The sequence below is a fragment of the Cryobacterium arcticum genome, assembly GCF_003185895.1.
Lineage (GTDB): Bacteria > Actinomycetota > Actinomycetes > Actinomycetales > Microbacteriaceae > Cryobacterium > Cryobacterium arcticum.
Genome location: NZ_QHLY01000012.1, coordinates 508,293 through 527,170, shown reverse-complemented (window position 1 = coordinate 527,170; position 18,878 = coordinate 508,293). Strand labels below are relative to the sequence as shown.

Here is an 18,878-nt window from a genome sequence, read left to right as displayed (position 1 = left end):
CGTTCAGTGTACGGCGGCTTCGATGTGCGCCCGGCCGATCCGTTTGCGGAATACCCAGTAGGTCCAGCCCTGGTAGAGCAGGATCACCGGTGCCGCGATCAGCGCGGTCCAGCTCATCACCTGCAGGGTGTACGGGGTGGAGGAGGCGTTCTGGATGGTGAGGCTGTTGGCCACATCGTTGCTGGCCGGCATCACGTCGGGGAACAGCGAGGCGAACAGCGTCAGCACGGCGAAGCCGATGGTGACGGCCATCAGGCCGAACGCGGTGCGTTCGTTGCCGCGCAGGTTCGCCAGGTAGGCGGCAATGAGGGCAACGGCCGCGACGGCGGCGAGGATGCCGGAGGCGAGAGTGCCGTACGCCAACGTGGTCCAGACCAGGAAGCTGGCCGCGACGACGATGGTGACGATGCCCGACCGGATGGCCAGCGCCCGCGCACGCACCCGGATCTCGCCCTCGGTCTTGGTGGAGACGAAGATCACGCCGTGGGTGAAGAACAACAGCAGGGTGGTGAGACCGGCCAGCAACGCATACGGGTTGAGCAGGTCGAAGAACGTGCCGATGTAGTTGAAGTTCGAATCCAGCGGAACACCGCGAACGACGTTGCCGAAGGCGACACCCCAGAGCAGGGCGGGCACGGCGGAGCCGACGACGATCATGGCGTCGAAGGACTTCTTCCACTTCAGTTCCGGTCGCTGGTGCCGGTATTCGAACGACACCCCGCGGGCGATGAGCGCCAGCAGGATGAGCAGCAGCGCCAGGTAGAAGCCGCTGAACATGGTCGCGTACCACTCGGGGAAGGCCGCGAACAGGCTGGCGCCGGCCACGATCACCCAGGTCTCGTTGAGGTCCCAGACCGGGCCGATGGTGTTGATGAGCACACGGCGGTCGGTGTCGTCCTTGCCGAGGAAGGGCAGGGACATGCCCACGCCGAAGTCGAAGCCGTCGAGTACGAAGTACCCGATGAACATCGCTGCGATGATCCAGAACCACAGAACATTGAGATCCATCGTGCGCTCCTAGTAGACCGTGGTCGTTTGCTTGATTTCGCCTGACACGGGGTCAGGCACCGGGGCGTCGTCCGGACCCTTCTGCACGGCCTTGAGGATGAGGCGGAATTCCACCACAGCGAGGGCTCCGTACAGCAGGGTGAAGGCGATCAGGGAGATCAGGATCTCCAGCCCGCTCACATTCGGCGAGACGCCATCCGCTGTCTTCAGCAGGCCGAAGACCAGCCAGGGTTGCCGGCCCATCTCGGTGAACACCCAGCCGACGCTCATCGCCAGCAGCGACAGCGGGAACGACCAGATCGCGATCTTCCAGATCCAGGTCTTGGGGCTCTTGCCCTTGCGGGTCACCCACAGGCCGCCGACGGCGACGAGGATGTGGGCGATGCCGAGCCCGATCATCCAGCGGAACGACCAGTAGGTGACCCAGATGATCGGGGCGTAGTCGCCGGGGCCGTAGAGCTGGGTGTACTGCTCCTGCAGGTTGTTGATGCCCTCGACGGTGCCGTCGAAGGTGTGCGTCGACAGGAACGACAGCAGGTACGGGATGCGGATGGAGAACAGCTCGCTGACGCCGTCCGGGGTGCCGAGGGTGAAGATCGAGAATGACGCGTTCGCGCCGGTGGCGGTGTGGTACATCGCCTCGGCTGCCGCCATCTTCATCGGCTGGGCCTCAACCATGGCCAGGCTGAGCTGGTCGCCCATCAGGGTGGTGAGGGCGCCGGCGATGACCATCATCCAGAGGCCGAACTTGAGGGCCGGGCGCATGGTCTCGAGGTGCTGGTTGCGCGAGAGGTGCCACGCCGCGACCGAGATGATCAGGCCGGCGGAGACCATGAAGCAGGCGAAGATTGTGTGCGGGAAGGCAGCCAGGGCGATCGGGTTGGTCAGCAGCTCGCCGATGCTCGTGAGCTCGGCGCGGCCCTTGACCTCATTGATCTGGTACGCGACGGGGTTCTGCATGAACGCGTTGGCCGTGATGATGAAGTAGGCCGACGCGATGCTGCCCACCGTGGTGAGCCAGATCGTGGCCAGGTGCAGGCCCTTGGGGAGCTTGTCCCAGCCGAAGATCCACAAGCCGATGAAGGTCGCCTCGAGGAAGAACGCGGTGATTCCCTCGAAGGCCAAGGGAGCGCCGAAGACGTCGCCGACGAAGCGCGAGTAGTCCGACCAGTTCATGCCGAACTGGAATTCCTGCACGATGCCGGTCACCACGCCCATGGCGAAGTTGATCAGGAAGATCTTGCCGAAGAAGTGGGTGAGCTGGAGGTACTTGGCTTTGTTCGTGCGATACCAGGCGGTCTGGAAGATCGCCACTGTCGTGACCAGCCCGATCGTGAGCGGCACGAAGAGGAAGTGGTAGACCGTCGTCAAACCGAACTGCCAGCGTGACAGGAGTAACGGATCAAGCCACTCGTTCATGTGCCCTCCAGGAGCTGAGTTTTTCTACGTGTCGTAGAAGACTACTATTCTACGTTCGGTAGAAAAACACTTTTCGCGAGATAAACTTGGCCCATGGGAAGTTTGGGTGTGCTCGAGAGACTGTTGATGGACATTCTCTGGTCGAGCGAGCGACCGCTCACCGCCAACGAATTGCGGGATGCGCTGCTCGACCCGGCGGCGACCGGTGCGAAGCCGCTGGCCACGACCACCGTGCTCACGGTGTTGTCGAGGCTGGAACAGAAGGGTTTCGTGAGTCGGGACCGGGAGATCCGTCCGCACGGCTACAGCGCTGTGAGCTCCAGGGCCCAGCACACCGCGGAGCTCATGCACGAGGTGCTGGGCACCACGAGCGACCGCACCGCGACGCTGGCCCGGTTCATCGGGAACGTCAGCCCGCAGGAGGCCCAGACCCTGCGCGCCCTGCTCGAGGGTGTCGATTCGGCGGCCGAATGACGCTCCCCCGCACGGCGCGGACCCAGCCGCTCTGCCCGCAGCCCGGCCCGGGCCGGTAGCACGCGTGCTCGCAACAGCGCTTGCCCTGATGGTGCTGGCGGTCCTCCTGGCCTGGCCGGTGCCCATCCTGCTGGCCGGGGCCGGCTGGCCGTCGACCGCGCCCGGCCTAGCCCTCGCGTTGTGGCAGTCGATCGCCCTGGCGGGCGGGGTCTCGATGATCGGCTCGCTGCTGGTCTTCGGGCTGATCCCGTTCGGGACAACGCCGGTTGCCGCCCTCGCCGGCCTGGCCGGGCACGTGATCGCCGGCACGCTGCCCGTCGGCGCCACCCTGCCCGGCGTGATGGCGCTCTGCCTGGCCCTGATCCTCGGCGCCCACCTGCTGCTCAACCTCGGCATGACCTTCCTGCGGGCGGAACGCCAGCGCCGGCGCCACCACACCCTGATCGGCCTGCTCAGCGATCCGCTGCCGTTCGACAGTGAGGGCACCAGGGTCATCGATCACGCCGCCCCGATCGCCTACTGCCTGCCGGGCGGCACTCGCTCGGCGACGGTGTTGTCACGCGGACTGTTGCGGCTGCTGGATGCCGACCAGCTGCGCGGCGTCGTCGCCCACGAACGCGCGCACCTGCGCCAGCAGCATCACCTGGTGCTGCTGGCGTTCAAGAGCTGGCACAGCGCCCTGCCCTGGTTTCCCATCGCCAACCGGGCCGAGAATGCGGTGGCGCTGCTGGTGGAGATGATGGCAGACGACCAGGCCAGGCTGGAGGTCGATGACCGCACCCTGGCGCGCGCGATCGCCCTGGTCGGCACAGCACATCTGGCGGAAGTCTCCGGTACCCAGTCGCCGCGCGCCGTGGCCGGTGCGCTCGACGAAACCTCGTCGGCCGACCTGGTCGGGCCTCGGGTGAGCCGCCTGATGGGCGACACGCCAGCCCTCGGGACGGTCGGTCGCGGCGCGGTTCTCGCCGCCACGGCCGGGCTGTTGGTGTTGCCTCCGGTGCTGCTGCTCACCAGCTGAATTTCGCGCCGGAACACACACGAACGGCCCCGTCGGAGGACGGGGCCGTTCGGCGTTTCTGTGCTGCGGTGCGGGTGCTGCCTAGATCAGGCCCTGCTCGGTGAGCCAGTCCGTCGCGATGGTGTCAGCGGCGGCCTGGTCGTTCACGCTCTGCGCGTTGAGAGCGACGAGGGTGTCGGCATCCAGCGCGGCGCTGACGGCGTTGAGGATGTCGGCTGCGTCAGCGTCGACCTTCTCCGACACGACGGGAACGACGTTGTCGGGGAAGAACAGTCCGTCGGGGTCGTCGAGGGCGACCAGGTCGTTCGACGCGATGTTCGGGTCGGCGGTGTAGATGTTGGCGAGCTGGATCTTGTTGTCGACCAGGGCCTTGACGGTCAGCGGTCCGCCGCTGTCCTCGACCGGGGTGAAGCCGGCGATCTCGATGCCGTACTTCTCCTTCAGCGCGGTCGGGCCGTAGGGGCGGGTCTCCAGCTCTGAGTTTCCGCCGACGGTGATCGGCTCGGTCACCGCGGTGAGCGAGGCGATGTCGGTGAGGCCATAGGTGTCGGCGAAGGCCTGGGTGACGGTCCAGGAGTTCTGGTCGCTGGCGTCGGCCCGGTCGAGCACACTGACTCCGTCGGGAAGTGCCGCCTCGAGTGCCGTGTAGACCTCGTCTGCGGTGCCGCCGGGCGCGTCGGCCTCGAGTGCCTGCAGGAGGCTGCCGGTGTACTCGGGGAACACGTCGATGGAGCCGGACTCGATCTCGGGCAGGTACGCTTCCCGCTGGCCGATGCGGAACTGGCGGTCGACGGTGAAGCCGCCGTCTTCCAGCGCCTGCGCGTAGATCTCGGCGATGATCTCGTTCGAGTAGTAGTCCTGCGATCCGACGACCAGGGTCTCGGATCCTTCTGAACTGCTATTTCCCTCGTCCAGCGGATCGCCGGACGCACACCCTGCAAGGGCTACGACAGCCCCAACCGCGACCGCGCTGACAAGCGCGAGCCGGCCTCGTGTGATTGTGAACATGCTGTTGTCCTTCCTCAGGTACCGATTTGTCGGTAGACGTGTCACCGAGCCGCTGTTGGGCGCCCGGTGCGAAGCGAATGCGAATCAGGTTCTGTGCTGGTGCTGCCCGCGGTGCTGCCGGACTGACGTGTCTTGAGGCGTCCGGAGACACCCCTCGGTACGACAAACCGTTGGATCAGCGCAAAGATTCCCTCCAGCACCAATGCCAGCAGAATCACGAGTATCGACCCGCCCAGCATCTCCGCATAGTCCCGGGTCTTCAACCCCGCGAAGAGGTACCGGCCCAGCCCCAGGTCGGCGACGTAGGCCGCGAGGGTCGCGGTGGCGATGACCTGCAGGGTGGCGGAGCGCAGGCCCCCGATCAGCAGCGGCAGGCCGAGCGGGATCTCCACCTTGCGCACGATCTGCAGCTCGCTCATGCCCACTGCACGGGCAGCGTCGATGGTGCGCCGGTCGATGGCCTCGAAGCCGGTGTACGCCCCTGCCAGGATGGGCGGGATCGCCAGCACGGTGAGGGCGACATACGGCGCCACAACGCCGATGCCCACCCAGAGGGCGACCAGGGTGAGCAGGCCGAGGGTGGGGATGGCGCGCAATCCACCGGAGGTGGTGACAGCCAGTCCCCTGCCCCGGCCGGTGTGGCCGATCAGGAACCCGAGCGGGATCGCGATCGCGGAGGCGATCAGCAGGGTGACCAGGGTGAAGACCAGGTGCTGGCTGAGCCGCAGCGGAATGGCGTTGATCCCGACCCAGTTGGCGGGGTCGAGGATCCAGTTGACGGCGTCGGAGAAGAGGTTCATGCCGCACTCACCTCGATCGGCGCGGTGCGCCTGGCGGGGCCGGCCTTGCGGGTCCACGGCATCAGCAGCCGGCCGGCGAGCACCAGGGCGCCGTCGAACAGCAGGGCGAGGCCCACGGTGGCGACGAGGCCGGCGATGATCTCGGCCTGGATGCCGCGCTGGAATCCGTCGGTGAAGAGGCTGCCGAGGCTCTGCACGCCGATCACAGCGCCGACGGTGACCAGGCTGACGGTGCTGACCGCGACCACCCGCATCCCGGCCAGGAGAACGGGCCCGGACAGGGGCAGTTCGACCTGCCAGAACCGGGACCAGGCCGAGTACCCCACCGCGGATGCCGACTGGCGCACATCCGCGTCGACCGAATCGAGGCCGTCGGAGACCACCCGCACCATCAGGGCCACGCCGTACAGGGTGAGGGCGATGATGACGTTCAACGGGGAGCGGAGACCGGTGCCGATCACGGCGGGCAGTACGAAGAACAGCGGCAGGGAGGGCACGGCGTAGAGCAGGCCGGCTCCGGTGAGGATGATGCCGCGGCTGACCCGGTACCGACGGGCGAGCCAGCCCAACGGCAGGGCGATCACGAAGCAGAGCACGATCGGCGGCAGGCTGAGCACCACGTGGTCGAGGATGCGCGCCCAGATGAGGCCGAGGTTGGACAGCACCCAGGTCATCGCGAGCCTTCGGCGCCGAGGACCGCATCCGGTGCCGGGCGGCTGGTCAGCACGCCGGCGAGCCGGCCGTCGCTGTCGACGACGGCGTCCCTGTCGCCGTGCCGTTCCAGGTGCAGGGCGCGGCGGCCGCGATCGGCGCCCACGAAGCTGGACACGAACTCGTCGGCGGGATTGGCCAGGATGTCGGCGGGCGAGCCGACCTGGGCGACATGCCCGCCCTCGCGCAGGATCACGATCTGGTCACCGAGCAGGAAGGCCTCCTCGATGTCGTGGGTGACGAAGACGACTGTCTTGTCCAGTTCCTTCTGCAGTCTGAGCAGTTCCTCCTGCAGCTCGGCACGCACGATCGGGTCGACGGCGCCGAAGGGTTCGTCCATCAGCAGGATGTTCGGGTCGACAGCCAGTCCCCTGGCCACGCCGACGCGTTGCTGTTGGCCGCCGGACAGCTGGCTGGGGTACCGGTCGGCCAGCGACCGGTCCAGGCCGACGGTGTCGAGCAGGGTCAGTGCATCCGCCCGGGCCTGGCGCTTGGGGGTGCCGCGCAGGAGCGGCACCGTTGCGACGTTGTCGATCACGGTGCGGTGCGGCAGCAACCCCGAGTTCTGCATCACGTAGCCGATGCCGCGCCGCAGCTTGACCGGTGCCAGCGAATTGATGTTCTCGCCGTCGATCTCGATCGAACCGCTGGTCGGGTCGACCATGCGGTTGATCATGCGCAGCAGGGTGGTCTTGCCCGATCCGGACGAGCCCACCAGCACGGTGGTCTGATGCGAGGGCAGGACCAGGCTGAAGTCGTCGACGGCCAGGGTGCCATCGGGGAATCGCTTGCTGACGGAACGGAACTCGATCATGGCTGGGCTCAATCCTCGAAGCGGCTTGACGCCCGTCGCTCACGGAAGACGAAGCGACGGAATCGGGCAAGTACGAAAGACTAGCCAACCATTGTTCGGTGCCCACGCCAAAGCGGATTGCGCCGTGGCGTCATAAAAGCCGAGTTTTCCGACCAGAGCCGAAGGTCCCGGTATTCGGCGAAGAGGCTAAGCGGCTAAGCGTCAGTGCCGTAGAAGCCTGCGAGATAGTCGTGCATGATGCGGCGGCACTCGGCGATGAAGCGTTCATCGCCCTGGGCGTTCCAGGTGAACGCCCGGCTGAGGAGGGAATCGGCCATCTCGACGGCGACTTCGAGCCGGAAGATCAGGTCGTCCCCGGCAGCGAGGCCGAACTCTTCGGTGAGCACCCCGGCGATCTGGTGGGCGAAGAATCCCGTGGCCAGCTCGTCGGGCACGCTGGACTGGGCGCGCTCCCGGTCGGCGAAGTGCAGGATGCGGAAGCCGGGCTCGGCGCGGTACAGCTCGACGAACGCCGTGACGCCGCAGTCCACGGCTTCCCACCAGGTCTTCGGCTGGGTCTCCTTGAGGGACTCGGCCACCCGCTGGCGGAAACGCAGCACGGCCCGTTCGCGCAGCCCCTCGAGGACGGCAACCCGGTCGGGGTAGTAACGGTAGACGGTACCGATCGAGGCACCGGCACGTTCGGCGACCATGGCCGTGGTGATGCGGTCGAAGCCGACCTCGTCGACGACCTCGGCTGCGGCGTCGAGCAGCGCGGTCAATCGGGCGGCACTCCGCTGTTGGATGGGCTCGGTTCGCACCTGCCGACCCTGTACGACAGAATCCTCACCGAAGAGATCGATCAGCGCCACAAGTCCTCCTTGAATATACGTCACAATCCTAGGGGGCCGGGCCGACCTGGGCGCACGAAACATACCCCCCGAACTGGAGCGGAGACTTGAACGGGGCAGGTCGAAAGACCCTGTCGGCGTGCGCGGATCGGGCGCCGTCCCGGCACCGGTCGCCGAGCGCAGGGTGGCGCATGAGAGACTTGACTCGTGTCAAAGTCCCCCGCCACGGCCTCAGCTTCGCTGGACCCTGCTCGCATGATGCACCGTGCCGCGCGGATCGAGGACTGGCTGCACGAAAAACGGGAGAAGTTCGCCCGTCGCCGTGGGCACAACCCGATCGTGATCCCGTACACCGGGTACGGCAGCACCGAGCGCGTGCGCATTCTCTGCCGGGTTCTGCTGGCCAAGCCGGTGAAGCCGGGCAAGCTGTCCCGCAAACGCCGGCGCAACGACGGCCGCGACGCCAGCATCAGAGGCTGGCGGAGTTTCACCAGTGTGCCGGTCAACGACGTGACCGTGACCATCGACATCGGCGGAACGGCTCACCGGGTGCAGGCCGACCGCGGCGGTGTTGTCGACACCGTCGTCACCGTGACCCTGGCACCGGGTTGGCACACCGCCCACCTGCACACCGAGGCCTCAGACCCTGTCGAGGCTCCGGTCTTCGTGGTCGCCCCCGACGTGCAGAGCGGCATCATCTCCGACGTGGACGACACCGTGATGGTCACCACGCTCCCCCGCCCGTTGCTGGCCGCATGGAACACCTTCGTGCTCGACGAACATGCCCGCGTGCCGACGCCGGGCATGGCGGTGCTGCTGGACCGCCTGGCCGATGCGACGCCGGGCGCGCCCGTCATCTATCTCTCTACCGGAGCCTGGAACGTGGCACCGACGCTGAGCCGGTTCCTGTCCCGCAATCTCTATCCGGCCGGGGCTTTGCTGCTCACCGACTGGGGACCCACTCACGACAGGCTCTTCCGCAGCGGCCGGGAGCACAAGCACGACAACCTGCGCCGGCTCGCCCAGGAATTCCCCGAGATGAAGTGGATCCTGGTCGGGGACGACGGCCAGCATGACGAGGCCATCTACAGCGAGTTCCAGAAGGAGTTCCCGGCTTCCGTCGCAGCCGTGGCCATCCGCCGGTTGTCGCCGAGCCAGGCCGTTCTGGCCGGGCGACGGGCCAAGGACGCCGCCGAAGACAAGCCGGATCCGCTCTGGGTGTATGGGCCGGATGGCGCGAGCCTGGCCGCGCAGCTGGCCGACCTCGGCTTGCTGACCGACCCGGGACTGCCCGGCCCCGTCGACTGACTCGCTAGCGGCGGATCGGGTTCCGGCTGTCCGTCGGGCGGCCGGCGAGCAGGGTGTCGAGGCCGCGATTGATCTGCCTCGCCCACAGCGGACCGCGATAGAGGAACCCGGTGTAGCCCTGCACCAGGGTGGCTCCGGCGGCAAGCCGTTCGGCGACCTGGGCGGCGGTTTCGACTCCGCCGACCGAGATCACACACAGGTCGGCCGGCACAGCGGCCCGGATCAGGCGCAGTACGGCCAGCGAGCGGTCGTACAGCGGCGCTCCGGAGAGTCCGCCGGCACCGGCGGCGGCCACGATGGTCGGGTCGGTGCTGAGGTCGGCGCGGCTGAGGGTGGTGTTGGTGGCGATGATGCCGTCCAGGCCCAGTTGAACCGTGAGGCCGGCGATCTTGCTGACCTCCTCGTCGGTGAGGTCTGGCGCGATCTTCACCAGCAGCGGGGTGCCACCGGCCGCCTCGCGGACCGCGGTGAGCAGCGGGGCGAGCTGGTCGAGCTCCTGCAGGCCGCGCAGGCCCGGAGTGTTGGGGGACGACACGTTGACCACGAGGTAGTCGGCGATGGGCGCCAGCGCCCGCGTGCTCACCAGGTAGTCGGCGGTGGCGTCCTCGACGGCCGTGACCCGGCTCTTGCCGATGTTGATCCCCAGGACCGGGCGGTGCCGGCTGGCCCGCACCCGGGTGAGCCGGTCGACGGCAGCAGCGGCGCCGTTGTTGTTGAAGCCCATCCGGTTGATCACGGCCCGGTCGCGCACCAGGCGGAACAGGCGTGGTGTGGGATTGCCCGGCTGCGCGATCGCGGTCAGCGTGCCCACTTCGACGTGCCCGAATCCGAGCCGGCCGAGGCCGAGGACGGCGTGGCCGTCTTTGTCGAACCCGGCCGCGACGCCGAACGGCGAGTCGAAGTGCAGGCCGAGGGTGTCCACCCCGATGTCGGTGCGCGGCCGGGTGAACCGGTGCGCGATCCCGCCGAGCCCCAGCCGGGGCAGGGCGCGGATGACCTCGAAAGCCAGGTGGTGGGCCCGCTCCGGATCGATGCGGGTGAGCACGTGCGTGAAGAGGAAGGGGTACACGATCACAGTTCCGGGTCGGTCTCCGGCGCCGCGGCGGCTGCCGCGTGCTCGGTGCGCAATTGGCCGATGGCGCTCTCGAAGTCTTCGAGGGAGTCGAACGCCTGGTAGACGCTGGCAAAACGCAGGTACGCCACCTCGTCGAGGTCCCGCAGCGGGGCGAGGATGGCCAGGCCGATGTCGTTGGCCTCGATCTGCGACGCTCCGGTCTGCCGGATCGTCTCCTCGACCTTCTGGGCGAGCATGGCCAGGTCTGAGTCGGTCACGGGACGACCCTGGCAGGCCTTGCGTACGCCCGAGACGATCTTCTCCCGGCTGAACGGCTCGACGACACCGCTGCGCTTGATGATGTTCAAGCTCGCGGTCTCGGTGGTGCTGAACCGGCGGCCGCATTCCGGGCACTGCCGGCGACGGCGGATCGACAGCCCGTCGTCGCTGGTGCGCGAGTCGATGACACGGGAATCGGGGTGGCGACAGAACGGGCAATACATGGTGGGGAAAGCCTACCGTTCCGCAGGATTGGCGAAGCGCGCCGTGACCGCGTCGCCGTGTGCCGGCAGGGCCTCGGCGGCGGACAGGGCCAGGATGTGGTCGGCGACGCCGGCCAGTCCGTCGCGGCTGTAACGCACCACCTGCTGCGGCCGGAGGAAGGTGTACGCGCCCAGGGCCGCGGAGAAGCGCGCCTGTCCCCCGGTGGGCAGCACGTGGTTGGAGCCGGCGGCGTAGTCACCGAGGCTGACCGGGGCGTACGGGCCGACGAAGATAGCGCCGGCGTTGTCGATCTGCCGCAGCACGGCATCCGGGTCGTCGGTCTGGATCTCGAGGTGCTCTGGACCGAAGGCATTGCTGAACAGCGCCGCCTGCTCGAGGTCGTCGACGAGCACGATGGCGGACTGGGTGCCGCCGAGCGAGGCCGTCACGCGTTCGGCGTGGGTCGTCGTCGTGGCCAGCTCGTTCAGGCGGGCCTCGACGTCTGCGGCGAGGTCGGCGGAGTCCGTGACCAGCACGGCGGCGGCGAGCTCGTCGTGCTCGGCCTGGCTGACCAGGTCCGCCGCCACGAAGGCCGGGTTCGCGGTCTTGTCGGCGATCACCAGGATGTCGGTGGGACCGGCTTCGGAGTCGATGCCCGTGACCCCGCGCACGAGGCGCTTGGCGGCGGCCACGTAGACGTTGCCGGGTCCGGTGACCAGCTGCACGGGGTCGAGGCCGAGGCCCGGCACACCGTACGCGAACGCGCCGACCGCGCCGGCGCCGCCCATGGCGTAGATCTCATCGATTCCGAGGAGACCGGCCACGGCCAGGATGGTGGGGTGCACCCGGCCATCGAAGGCGCTCTGCGGCGGGGAGGCGAGCGCGATCGAGCTGACGCCGGCGACCTGGGCGGGAACGACGTTCATCACGACGCTGGACGGGTAGACGGCCTTGCCTCCCGGAACGTAGAGGCCCACGCGCTGCACGGGGCGCCAGCGCTGCACGATCTCGGCGCCGTCGGCGATGACGGTGGTCACCTCTGGCGGCACCTGCGCGGTGCTGGCCAGGCGCACCCGGCGGATGGTTTCCTCGATCGCCGTGCGCACGGCAGGGTCGAGGGCGGCGAGGGCCTCCTCGACGTGGGCGGCGGGCACGCGCACATGCTCCGGACGCACCCGGTCGAGCCGTTCGGCCTGGTCGCGCAGCGCGTCCTCTCCCCTGGCGCGCACGTCGTCGATCAGTCCGGCGGCAGCGTCGCTGGCGACGGTGACGCTGGTGAGCGCACGGGGCACCGAGGCCAAAAGTTCGGCCGGAGCAGGCCGCGTTCCTCGAAGGTCAATCGTCTGGATCATGTCGCTTCAGCTTATCCAAGAACCGCCGCCGCCCGGGAATAGGCTGGTAGCCGAGACGATTGGCACCACTATGACCGAAGGAAAGACAGCGCCGGCGGACCTTCCCCGCGCACCAGCGCTGGACACCGACCCGAACGCCCCCGATGACCTGGCCGCGTTCAAGAACGCGTTCCGCCGGCATGCCGCCGGTGTGGCCGTCGTGACGGCGCTGGATGCGCACGGCGTTCCGGTGGGGTTCACCGCGACCTCGCTCGCGTCGATGTCGGCGGTGCCGCCCCTGGCCACGTTCAACATGGCCAGGTCGGCCAGCTCCTGGCCGGCCATCAACGAAACCGAGCGGGTGGTCATCCACCTGCTCGGCCTGCGCAACCGGGCGCTGGCCGAGCGTCTCGCCGGGCCCAACACCGAGCGCTTCGTCGGCGACCATTGGCGGGTGGGACCGTACGGCCTGCCCGTGCTCAACAACGTCACCTCGTGGATGGTCGGCCGGATCGTGGAACGCGTCTCGGTGCACAACGCCGCCGTCGTGGTGGTGCAGATCGAGGGCGGCGGACTCGGCGACGACGACGAGGCGCTGATCTACCACGAGCGCCGCTACCGGGCGCTCGGCGAGACGCTCTAACCGGCGCGGAACTATTCCCTGCCCCACTGGTCCGGCCGCCGATTCGGATGGCCGTCGCTGAGCCAGAGCTGCCCTACGTATTGACAATCGATAAAGATATATCGATAATCGATACTATGAGTACATTGGCGCAGACTCACCGCGTGACCGTCATCGTGACTCGGACCACCCTCGGTGTGCTCGCCGCTGCGGTTGCCGTTGGCGAAGTCATTGTCGTCATCTGGTCCACAGCACTCGCGGTGCTGTACCCGGAGTTCGGAGACTTGCAGGTTCCCTTCGTCGTTGCGGCGATCGCTTGTGGTGCGTGTGTAGAGGTCGCTCTCATCATCACGGCCGTTCTGGTCGGGTATACCCGCGATCATCGCCTCTTCGAGCCGGCCGCGATCAGGCTCGTGACCGCCCTGATCTCGACCATCGCTGCTGCAACCGTCATCGTCACGGCCGTCCTCACGGCGATTCCGGGTCCCCCGGTGCTCGCCCTCCTCCTTTTCGGAGGCGCTGCGGCCGGGGCAGCCTGTGTACTCGGTCTGGTGGTGCTTCGATCTCGGCTCCGCGGAGCCGCATCCGGTCGGGTGGAACCCGATGAGGCGTCAGAGGTGGGAATCACCGCGGGAAACGTCGCGATGCTCACGAACGGGCGCACTCATGCCGCGAGGCCCTGCTGGGGAATCTCGTGGAGTGGCGACACCTGGCTGGGAGTCGCCTTCGCGCTGTGGATTCTCTCGTTGATGTCCGGGTTCATTGCTCTGATCTCCGGGTTCAACTTTGACCCGGATGACTATTCGAGTGAGTACTATGCCGCGAAGATTCCCCAGGTGGTCACGGTGATGGTCGTTTCGGTGCTGATTCCGGCAGCGTCAGCGGTGGCTTCCATATTGTCGATTCTGGCCACACCACGCCGTCCTGGGCGCACGACTTACGGGGCGATCGTGTTGCTTCTGGCGGTGTCGGGTGTCAACGTCTGCTGGGTGATCGGAATCGAGGCGATCCAGCAGACAATTCAGTTCGCCGAACACTCTCCGATGTAAGACCGTCCGTGCGCTGTATGCCGACCGGTTATCCCGCAGCCGCGCGGGCCGCGGCCTTGCGTCGTTGCCGTTCGGCCTCGGTGGCTGCTGCTGCCGCCGGAGTCGGAGCAGTGCCGCCCAAGTGCGCCGGCTGCCACCAGCGCCCCGCGCCCGGCTCCGGATATCGGGCCTGCGCACGGTCGACGAGTTCCTGCAGGGTGGCGTGCAACCGCTCGGTGACCTGCTGCGGATCGTCGTCGGCACCGACCTGGATGGGTGCGCCGATGACGAACAAGATCGGGGTGCGGAAGGCCTCCCGGAAGGAGGGTTTGTGGTTCTTGGTGAGCAAGCGATGACCTCCCCAGACGGCGATGGGCACGATCGGCACCCGGGCTTCCTTGGCCATCCGCACGGCACCGGTTTTCAGATCACGCACCGTGAACGAGGCGTTCACGCCGCCCTCGGGAAAGACGCCGACGAGCTCCCCGGTGCCCAGCGCCCGCACGGCCTCGCCGTACGCCTGCGCGCCGGCGCTCATGTCGACGCTGATGTGCCGCATACCCCGCAGCAGCCACCCGACGACAGGCTTGTCGAACGCGCCCTTCTTGGCCATGAACCGGATGTGCCGGCGGTTCTTCTGCCAGGTCATCCACTCCACCAGGGCGAAATCGGCGTAGCCGAAGTGGGTGATCGCCAGCACGGCACCGCCGGCATCCGGCAGGTTGGCCAGGCCCGTCACCGTCGGTCGCAACCTGAAGGACCCGAACACCGCGCGACCGGCCGTGATCGCCGTGCTGTAGATCGGTTCCCTGGTGCGCGTTCTCATGACCCCAGCGTAGGACCAGCGGCTGTCAAAGCGCTGGTGCAATCGGGGGTACTTCGTCCTATTCCGCGCGGGGGCGGCGTGCCTGTCTGCTCCGGGCTATCGTGTGCGCATGACGGAGTCGGTCACGGCGGGGTGGTCTGAATTCGCGGCGGCCGCAGCGGGCGCGGCCGCCGCCTTGGCGGGCCTGGTGATGGTGGCGATCTCGGTCAACATCCGCGAGATCCTCACGCTGCCGGGGCTGCCGGCGCGGGCAGCCGCCGCTGTCGGGTCCCTGGTCCTGGTGGTGGTCACTGGCCTGCTGCTGCTCATCCCGACCCAGACGAACGGGGCGCTCGGAATCGAGCTGCTCGCCGCCACCCTGGGCGCGGTGTGGCTGCACCTGGTGTCGCTGAACCAGATCAGCCGGCAGGCCGACCGGCCGAGGTCGGCCAGGGCGCTCTCGTTCCCCCTCGCCGCGCTGCAGCTCATCCCCATCATCGTCGGAGCGCTACTGGTGCTGGCCGGTACGGATGGCGCCCTCTACTGGGTGGCAGTCGGGCTGGTGTTGACCGTGATCGGCTCGATGCTCGACGCCTGGGTGCTGATGGTCGAGATCCTGCGCTGATCCCACCCGCGAGCCGTGAGGAAAGCCCCAGAAACTTGGGGTTTTCGGGGCTTTGGTCACAGCTCGCGGACTAGGTGAGGCAGTAGGGGCCGAGCAGGCTCTTCAGCTCGCCGAACAGGTCGGCCGTCACCGTTACCCGGGCGGGCAGTTCGAACACCCGGGCGACGTCGCCCTTGATCAGCTTCAGCCGCACCTCTGAGGTGCCGCCGTGGCGTTTGAGCACCTCGCCGAGTTGGGTCACCGTGTCGGTGGTGGCCCTGGACTCGAACAGGGTGATCGACAGCGTGCCGTGGTCGGAGGCCTGTCCCAGCTCCGGGGCGAAGATGCTGTAGGCGTGCAGATTCATGCCGTCGTCGCGCAGGCTCACCCGGCCGCGCACCACGACGACGGAGTCGCTCACGAGGTCGAGGGAGAACTCCTGGTAGGCCTTGCCCATGAACATCACGTCGATCTCGCCGCCGAAGTCCTCGACCGAGATGATGCCGTACTGGTTGCCGGACTTCTTGGCGATGCGGTGCTGCACGTTGGTGATCAAGCCCGCGACCGTCACGGTGTCGGCATCCTGGGTGTGATCCGAGCTGATCAGGTCGGTGATGGTGGTGCTGGCGTGCTTGGCCAGCGGGATCTCCAGGCCGGCCAGTGGATGGTCGGAGACATAGAGGCCGAGCATGTCGCGCTCGAGCGCCAGCTTCTCCTTCTTGCTCCACTCCGGCCGGTCGGGAACCTGCTCGGTCTCCTGCGGGTCGTCGAAGAGGCTGTCGAAGTCGAAGCCGACCATGCCGTGCGATTCGTCGCGTTTGATCTTGACGGCCGAGTCGACCGCGCCCTCGTGGATCTCGAACATCGCCCGGCGGGTGGCGCCGAGGGAGTCGAAGGCGCCGGACTTGATCAGCGATTCAACGGTGCGCTTGTTGGTCACCTGCAGCGGCACCTTGCGCAGGAAGTCGTGGAAGGACTCGAACTCACCCTTTTCGGTGCGCGCGGCCCGGATGGCCTCGACCACGTTGAAGCCGACGTTCCGCACGGCTCCGAGGCCGAAGCGGATGTCGGTGCCGACGGCGGCGAAGAAGCCAATGGATTCGTTGACGTCCGGCGGCAGCACCTGGATGCCCATCCGCCGGCACTCGTTGAGGTAGAGCGCGAGCTTGTCGCGGGCGTCGCCGACGCTGGTGAGCAGGGCGGCCATGTACTCGGCCGGGTAGTGCGCCTTGAGGTAGGCGGTCCAGTAGGAGAGCACGCCGTAGGCGGCGGAGTGCGCCTTGTTGAAGGCGTAGTCGGAGAACGGTAGAAGGATGTTCCACACGGTGGTAACGGCTTCCATCGAGTAGCCGTTGGCCATCATTCCGCCGGAGAAGCCCTCGAACTGCTTGTCCAGCTCCGACTTCTTCTTCTTACCCATCGCGCGTCGCAGCAGGTCGGCCTGGCCGAGCGAGAAGCCGGCCAGCTTCTGCGCGATCGACATCACCTGCTCCTGGTAAACGATGAGTCCGTAGGTTCCGCCGATGATGTCCTTGAGGGGCTCCTCGAGCTCCTTGTGGATCGGGATGATCTCCTGCTGGCCGGTCTTGCGCAGCGCGTAGTTGGTGTGCGAGTTCGCACCCATGGGGCCCGGCCGGTAGAGCGCGATGACGGCCGAGATGTCTTCGAAGTTGTCGGGCTTCATGCTGCGCAGGAGCGCTCGCATCGGTCCGCCGTCCAGCTGGAACACCCCGAGGGTGTCACCGCGGGCGAGCAGTTCGTAGGCCAGCGGGTCATCCAGGCCGAGGTCTTCGAGCACCGGGCGGTGGCCACGGTTGGCCTCGATGTTGTCGAGGGTGTCGTCGATGATGGTGAGGTTGCGCAGCCCCAGGAAGTCCATCTTGATCAGCCCGAGGCTCTCGCAGGCCGGGTAGTCGAACTGGGTGACGATCTGGCCGTCGGCCTCACGGCGCATGATCGGGATGATGTCGATCAGGGGGTCTGAGGACATGATCACGCCGGCGGCGTGCACGCCCCACTGGCGCTTGAGGTTCTCGATGCCGAGCGCCGTGTCGAAGACGGTACGGGCCTCCGCATCGGTCTCGATCACAGCCCGGAAGTCGCCGGCCTCGCGGTAGCGGGGGTGGTCCTTGTCGAACATGCCGGTCAGCGGCATGTCCTTGCCCATGATCGGCTGGGGCATGGCCTTGGTGAGCTTGTCGCCCATGCCGAACGGGAAGCCGAGCACCCGGCTGGAGTCCTTGAGCGCCTGCTTGGCCTTGATGGTGCCGTAGGTGACGATCTGGGCGACGCGCTCGGCGCCGTACTTCTCGGTGACGTAGTGGATGACCTCGCCGCGGCGCCGGTCGTCGAAGTCGACGTCGAAGTCGGGCATGGAGACGCGGTCGGGGTTGAGGAAGCGCTCGAAGATCAGGCCGTGCACGAGCGGGTCGAGGTCGGTGATGCCCATGGCGTATGCCACCATGGAGCCGGCTCCAGAGCCACGGCCGGGGCCGACCCGGATGCCGTTGTCCTTGGACCAGTTGATGAAGTCGGCGACGACGAGGAAGTAGCCGGGGAAGCCCATCTGGGTGATGACGCCGACCTCGTAGTCGGCCTGCTTGCGAACGGCTGCGGAGATGCCGTTCGGGTAGCGGCGGATGAGGCCGAGCTCGGTCTCCTTGATGAACCAGCTCTCCTCGTTCTCCCCCTCCGGCGTGGGGAAGCGGGGCATGTAGTTGGCCGAGGTGTTGAACTTGACCTCGCACCGCTCGGCGATGAGCAGGGTGTTGTCGCAGGCCTCCGGGTTGTCCCGGAACAGGTGGCGCATCTCGGCGGCGGTCTTGAGGTAGAACTCGTTGGAGTCGAACTTGAACCGGTTGGGGTCGTCGAGGGTGGAGGCCGACTGTACGCAGAGCAGGGCGGCGTGCGCGGTGGCGTCGTGGGCGTGGGTGTAGTGCAGGTCGTTGGTGGCTACCAGCGGCAGGTCGAGTTCCTTGGCGAGCTTGAGCAGGTCGGTCATGGTGCGGCGCTCGATGTCGATGCCGTGGTCCATGATCTCGCAGAAGAAGTTGTCCTTGCCGAAGATGTCCCGCAGCTCCCCCGCGGCCTGCCTGGCCTCGTCGTACTGGCCGAGCCGCAGCCGGGTCTGCACCTCGCCACCGACGCATCCGGTGGTGCCGATCAGGCCCTTGGAGTAGGTGCTGAGCAATTCCCGGTCCATGCGGGGCTTGAAGTAGTAGCCCTCGAGTGAGGCGAGCGACGACAACCGGAAGAGGTTGTGCATGCCCTCGGTGTTCTCCGAGAGCAGCGTCATGTGCGTGTAGGCGCCGCTGCCGCCGACGTCGTCGCGGTTCTGGGCGTTGGTGCCCCACTTGACCCGAGTCTTGTCCCTGCGGTCGGTGCCGGGCGTGATGTACGCCTCGGTGCCGATGATGGGCTTGATGCCGGCGTCGGTGGCGGTCTTCCAGAAGTCGAACGCTCCGAAGACGTTGCCGTGGTCGGTCACCGCGATCGCGGGCATCTTCTGCTCGGCGGCGGCCGCGATCAGCGGCTTCACCCGCGCGGCACCGTCGAGCATGG

18 protein-coding genes are annotated in these 18,878 nt (G+C 67.4%); 6 read left to right on the top strand and 12 right to left on the bottom strand.

The window, feature by feature from the left end; genetic code table 11:
• Positions 1-3 precede the first annotated feature (3 nt).
• A complete protein-coding gene (gene cydB / locus CTB96_RS12150) occupies positions 4-1,008 on the bottom strand; it encodes a cytochrome d ubiquinol oxidase subunit II (RefSeq protein ID WP_110127154.1) in 1,005 nt (334 codons plus the stop codon).
• 9 nt (positions 1,009-1,017) lie between these two features.
• The gene (locus CTB96_RS12145; RefSeq protein ID WP_110127153.1) at positions 1,018-2,427 is read right to left on the bottom strand and encodes a cytochrome ubiquinol oxidase subunit I; all 1,410 of its coding nucleotides are present in this window, start codon (positions 2,425-2,427) and stop codon (positions 1,018-1,020) included.
• A 93-nt stretch (positions 2,428-2,520) separates the two neighbouring features.
• Between CTB96_RS12145 and CTB96_RS12140 the strand changes: the two genes are divergently transcribed.
• Together CTB96_RS12140 and CTB96_RS12135 are read left to right on the top strand one after the other, a co-directional pair.
• Positions 2,521-2,901, top strand: coding sequence for a BlaI/MecI/CopY family transcriptional regulator (locus CTB96_RS12140; protein ID WP_110127152.1), 381 nt, complete (start codon positions 2,521-2,523; stop codon positions 2,899-2,901).
• A gap of 64 nt (positions 2,902-2,965) precedes the next feature.
• A complete protein-coding gene (locus CTB96_RS12135; protein WP_248283356.1) occupies positions 2,966-3,919 on the top strand; it encodes a M56 family metallopeptidase in 954 nt (317 codons plus the stop codon).
• A gap of 81 nt (positions 3,920-4,000) precedes the next feature.
• Here the strand turns inward: CTB96_RS12135 and CTB96_RS12130 are convergent, their stop codons facing one another.
• The 5 genes from CTB96_RS12130 to CTB96_RS12110 all read right to left on the bottom strand — a co-directional run bounded on the left by CTB96_RS12130 (position 4,001) and on the right by CTB96_RS12110 (position 8,103).
• Positions 4,001-4,927: an ABC transporter substrate-binding protein gene (locus CTB96_RS12130; RefSeq protein WP_110127150.1), complete on the bottom strand. Its 927-nt coding sequence runs from the start codon at positions 4,925-4,927 to the stop codon at positions 4,001-4,003.
• A gap of 41 nt (positions 4,928-4,968) precedes the next feature.
• Positions 4,969-5,727, bottom strand: coding sequence for an ABC transporter permease (locus CTB96_RS12125; RefSeq protein ID WP_110127149.1), 759 nt, complete (start codon positions 5,725-5,727; stop codon positions 4,969-4,971).
• Positions 5,724-6,401 (bottom strand): ABC transporter permease, encoded by a 678-nt coding sequence (locus CTB96_RS12120; protein ID WP_110127148.1) that lies wholly within the window; start codon positions 6,399-6,401, stop codon positions 5,724-5,726. Before CTB96_RS12120 ends, CTB96_RS12125 begins: the two co-directional genes overlap by 4 nt.
• Complete coding sequence (locus CTB96_RS12115) at positions 6,398-7,252, bottom strand: ABC transporter ATP-binding protein (protein WP_110127147.1); 855 nt, start codon at positions 7,250-7,252, stop codon at positions 6,398-6,400. The genes CTB96_RS12120 and CTB96_RS12115 overlap by 4 nt, the downstream gene beginning before the upstream one ends.
• A 194-nt stretch (positions 7,253-7,446) precedes the next feature.
• A complete protein-coding gene (locus CTB96_RS12110) occupies positions 7,447-8,103 on the bottom strand; it encodes a TetR/AcrR family transcriptional regulator (RefSeq protein ID WP_248283355.1) in 657 nt (218 codons plus the stop codon).
• A 234-nt stretch (positions 8,104-8,337) separates the two neighbouring features.
• Here CTB96_RS12110 and CTB96_RS12105 point away from each other — a divergent pair, with 234 nt between their 5' ends.
• Positions 8,338-9,390, top strand: a complete 1,053-nt coding sequence (locus CTB96_RS12105) for an App1 family protein phosphatidate phosphatase (RefSeq protein ID WP_248283478.1) — start codon at positions 8,338-8,340, stop codon at positions 9,388-9,390.
• Positions 9,391-9,394: 4 nt separating this feature from the next.
• On the opposite strand, the gene CTB96_RS12100 is transcribed toward CTB96_RS12105, so the two are convergent.
• Genes CTB96_RS12100 through hisD form a run of 3 tightly spaced genes read right to left on the bottom strand, consistent with a single transcriptional unit; the run spans position 9,395 to position 12,279 of the window.
• Positions 9,395-10,459 (bottom strand): quinone-dependent dihydroorotate dehydrogenase, encoded by a 1,065-nt coding sequence (locus CTB96_RS12100; protein WP_110128462.1) that lies wholly within the window; start codon positions 10,457-10,459, stop codon positions 9,395-9,397.
• A 2-nt stretch (positions 10,460-10,461) separates the two neighbouring features.
• Positions 10,462-10,947: a transcriptional regulator NrdR gene (nrdR, locus tag CTB96_RS12095; RefSeq protein ID WP_110127145.1), complete on the bottom strand. Its 486-nt coding sequence runs from the start codon at positions 10,945-10,947 to the stop codon at positions 10,462-10,464.
• A gap of 12 nt (positions 10,948-10,959) precedes the next feature.
• Positions 10,960-12,279, bottom strand: a complete 1,320-nt coding sequence (gene hisD, locus CTB96_RS12090) for a histidinol dehydrogenase (RefSeq protein ID WP_110127144.1) — start codon at positions 12,277-12,279, stop codon at positions 10,960-10,962.
• Between the two features lie 70 nt (positions 12,280-12,349).
• On the opposite strand from hisD, the gene CTB96_RS12085 reads away from it, so the two are divergent.
• Positions 12,350-12,901, top strand: a complete 552-nt coding sequence (locus CTB96_RS12085) for a flavin reductase family protein (protein WP_110127143.1) — start codon at positions 12,350-12,352, stop codon at positions 12,899-12,901.
• A 47-nt stretch (positions 12,902-12,948) separates the two neighbouring features.
• A complete protein-coding gene (locus CTB96_RS12080) occupies positions 12,949-13,929 on the top strand; it encodes a DUF2975 domain-containing protein (RefSeq protein ID WP_110127142.1) in 981 nt (326 codons plus the stop codon).
• A gap of 28 nt (positions 13,930-13,957) precedes the next feature.
• Here the strand turns inward: CTB96_RS12080 and CTB96_RS12075 are convergent, their stop codons facing one another.
• Positions 13,958-14,734, bottom strand: a complete 777-nt coding sequence (locus CTB96_RS12075) for a lysophospholipid acyltransferase family protein (RefSeq protein ID WP_110127141.1) — start codon at positions 14,732-14,734, stop codon at positions 13,958-13,960.
• Between the two features lie 109 nt (positions 14,735-14,843).
• Between CTB96_RS12075 and CTB96_RS12070 the strand changes: the two genes are divergently transcribed.
• On the top strand, positions 14,844-15,338 hold the full coding sequence (locus CTB96_RS12070) for a hypothetical protein (protein WP_110127140.1): 495 nt from the start codon (positions 14,844-14,846) through the stop codon (positions 15,336-15,338).
• Positions 15,339-15,408: 70 nt separating this feature from the next.
• Here CTB96_RS12070 and dnaE read toward each other — a convergent pair whose 3' ends face one another.
• Positions 15,409-18,876 carry a DNA polymerase III subunit alpha gene (gene dnaE / locus CTB96_RS12065; RefSeq protein WP_110128461.1) on the bottom strand — a complete coding sequence of 1,156 codons (3,468 nt, stop codon included), beginning with the start codon at positions 18,874-18,876 and terminating at the stop codon, positions 15,409-15,411.
• Positions 18,877-18,878: the final 2 nt, after the last annotated feature.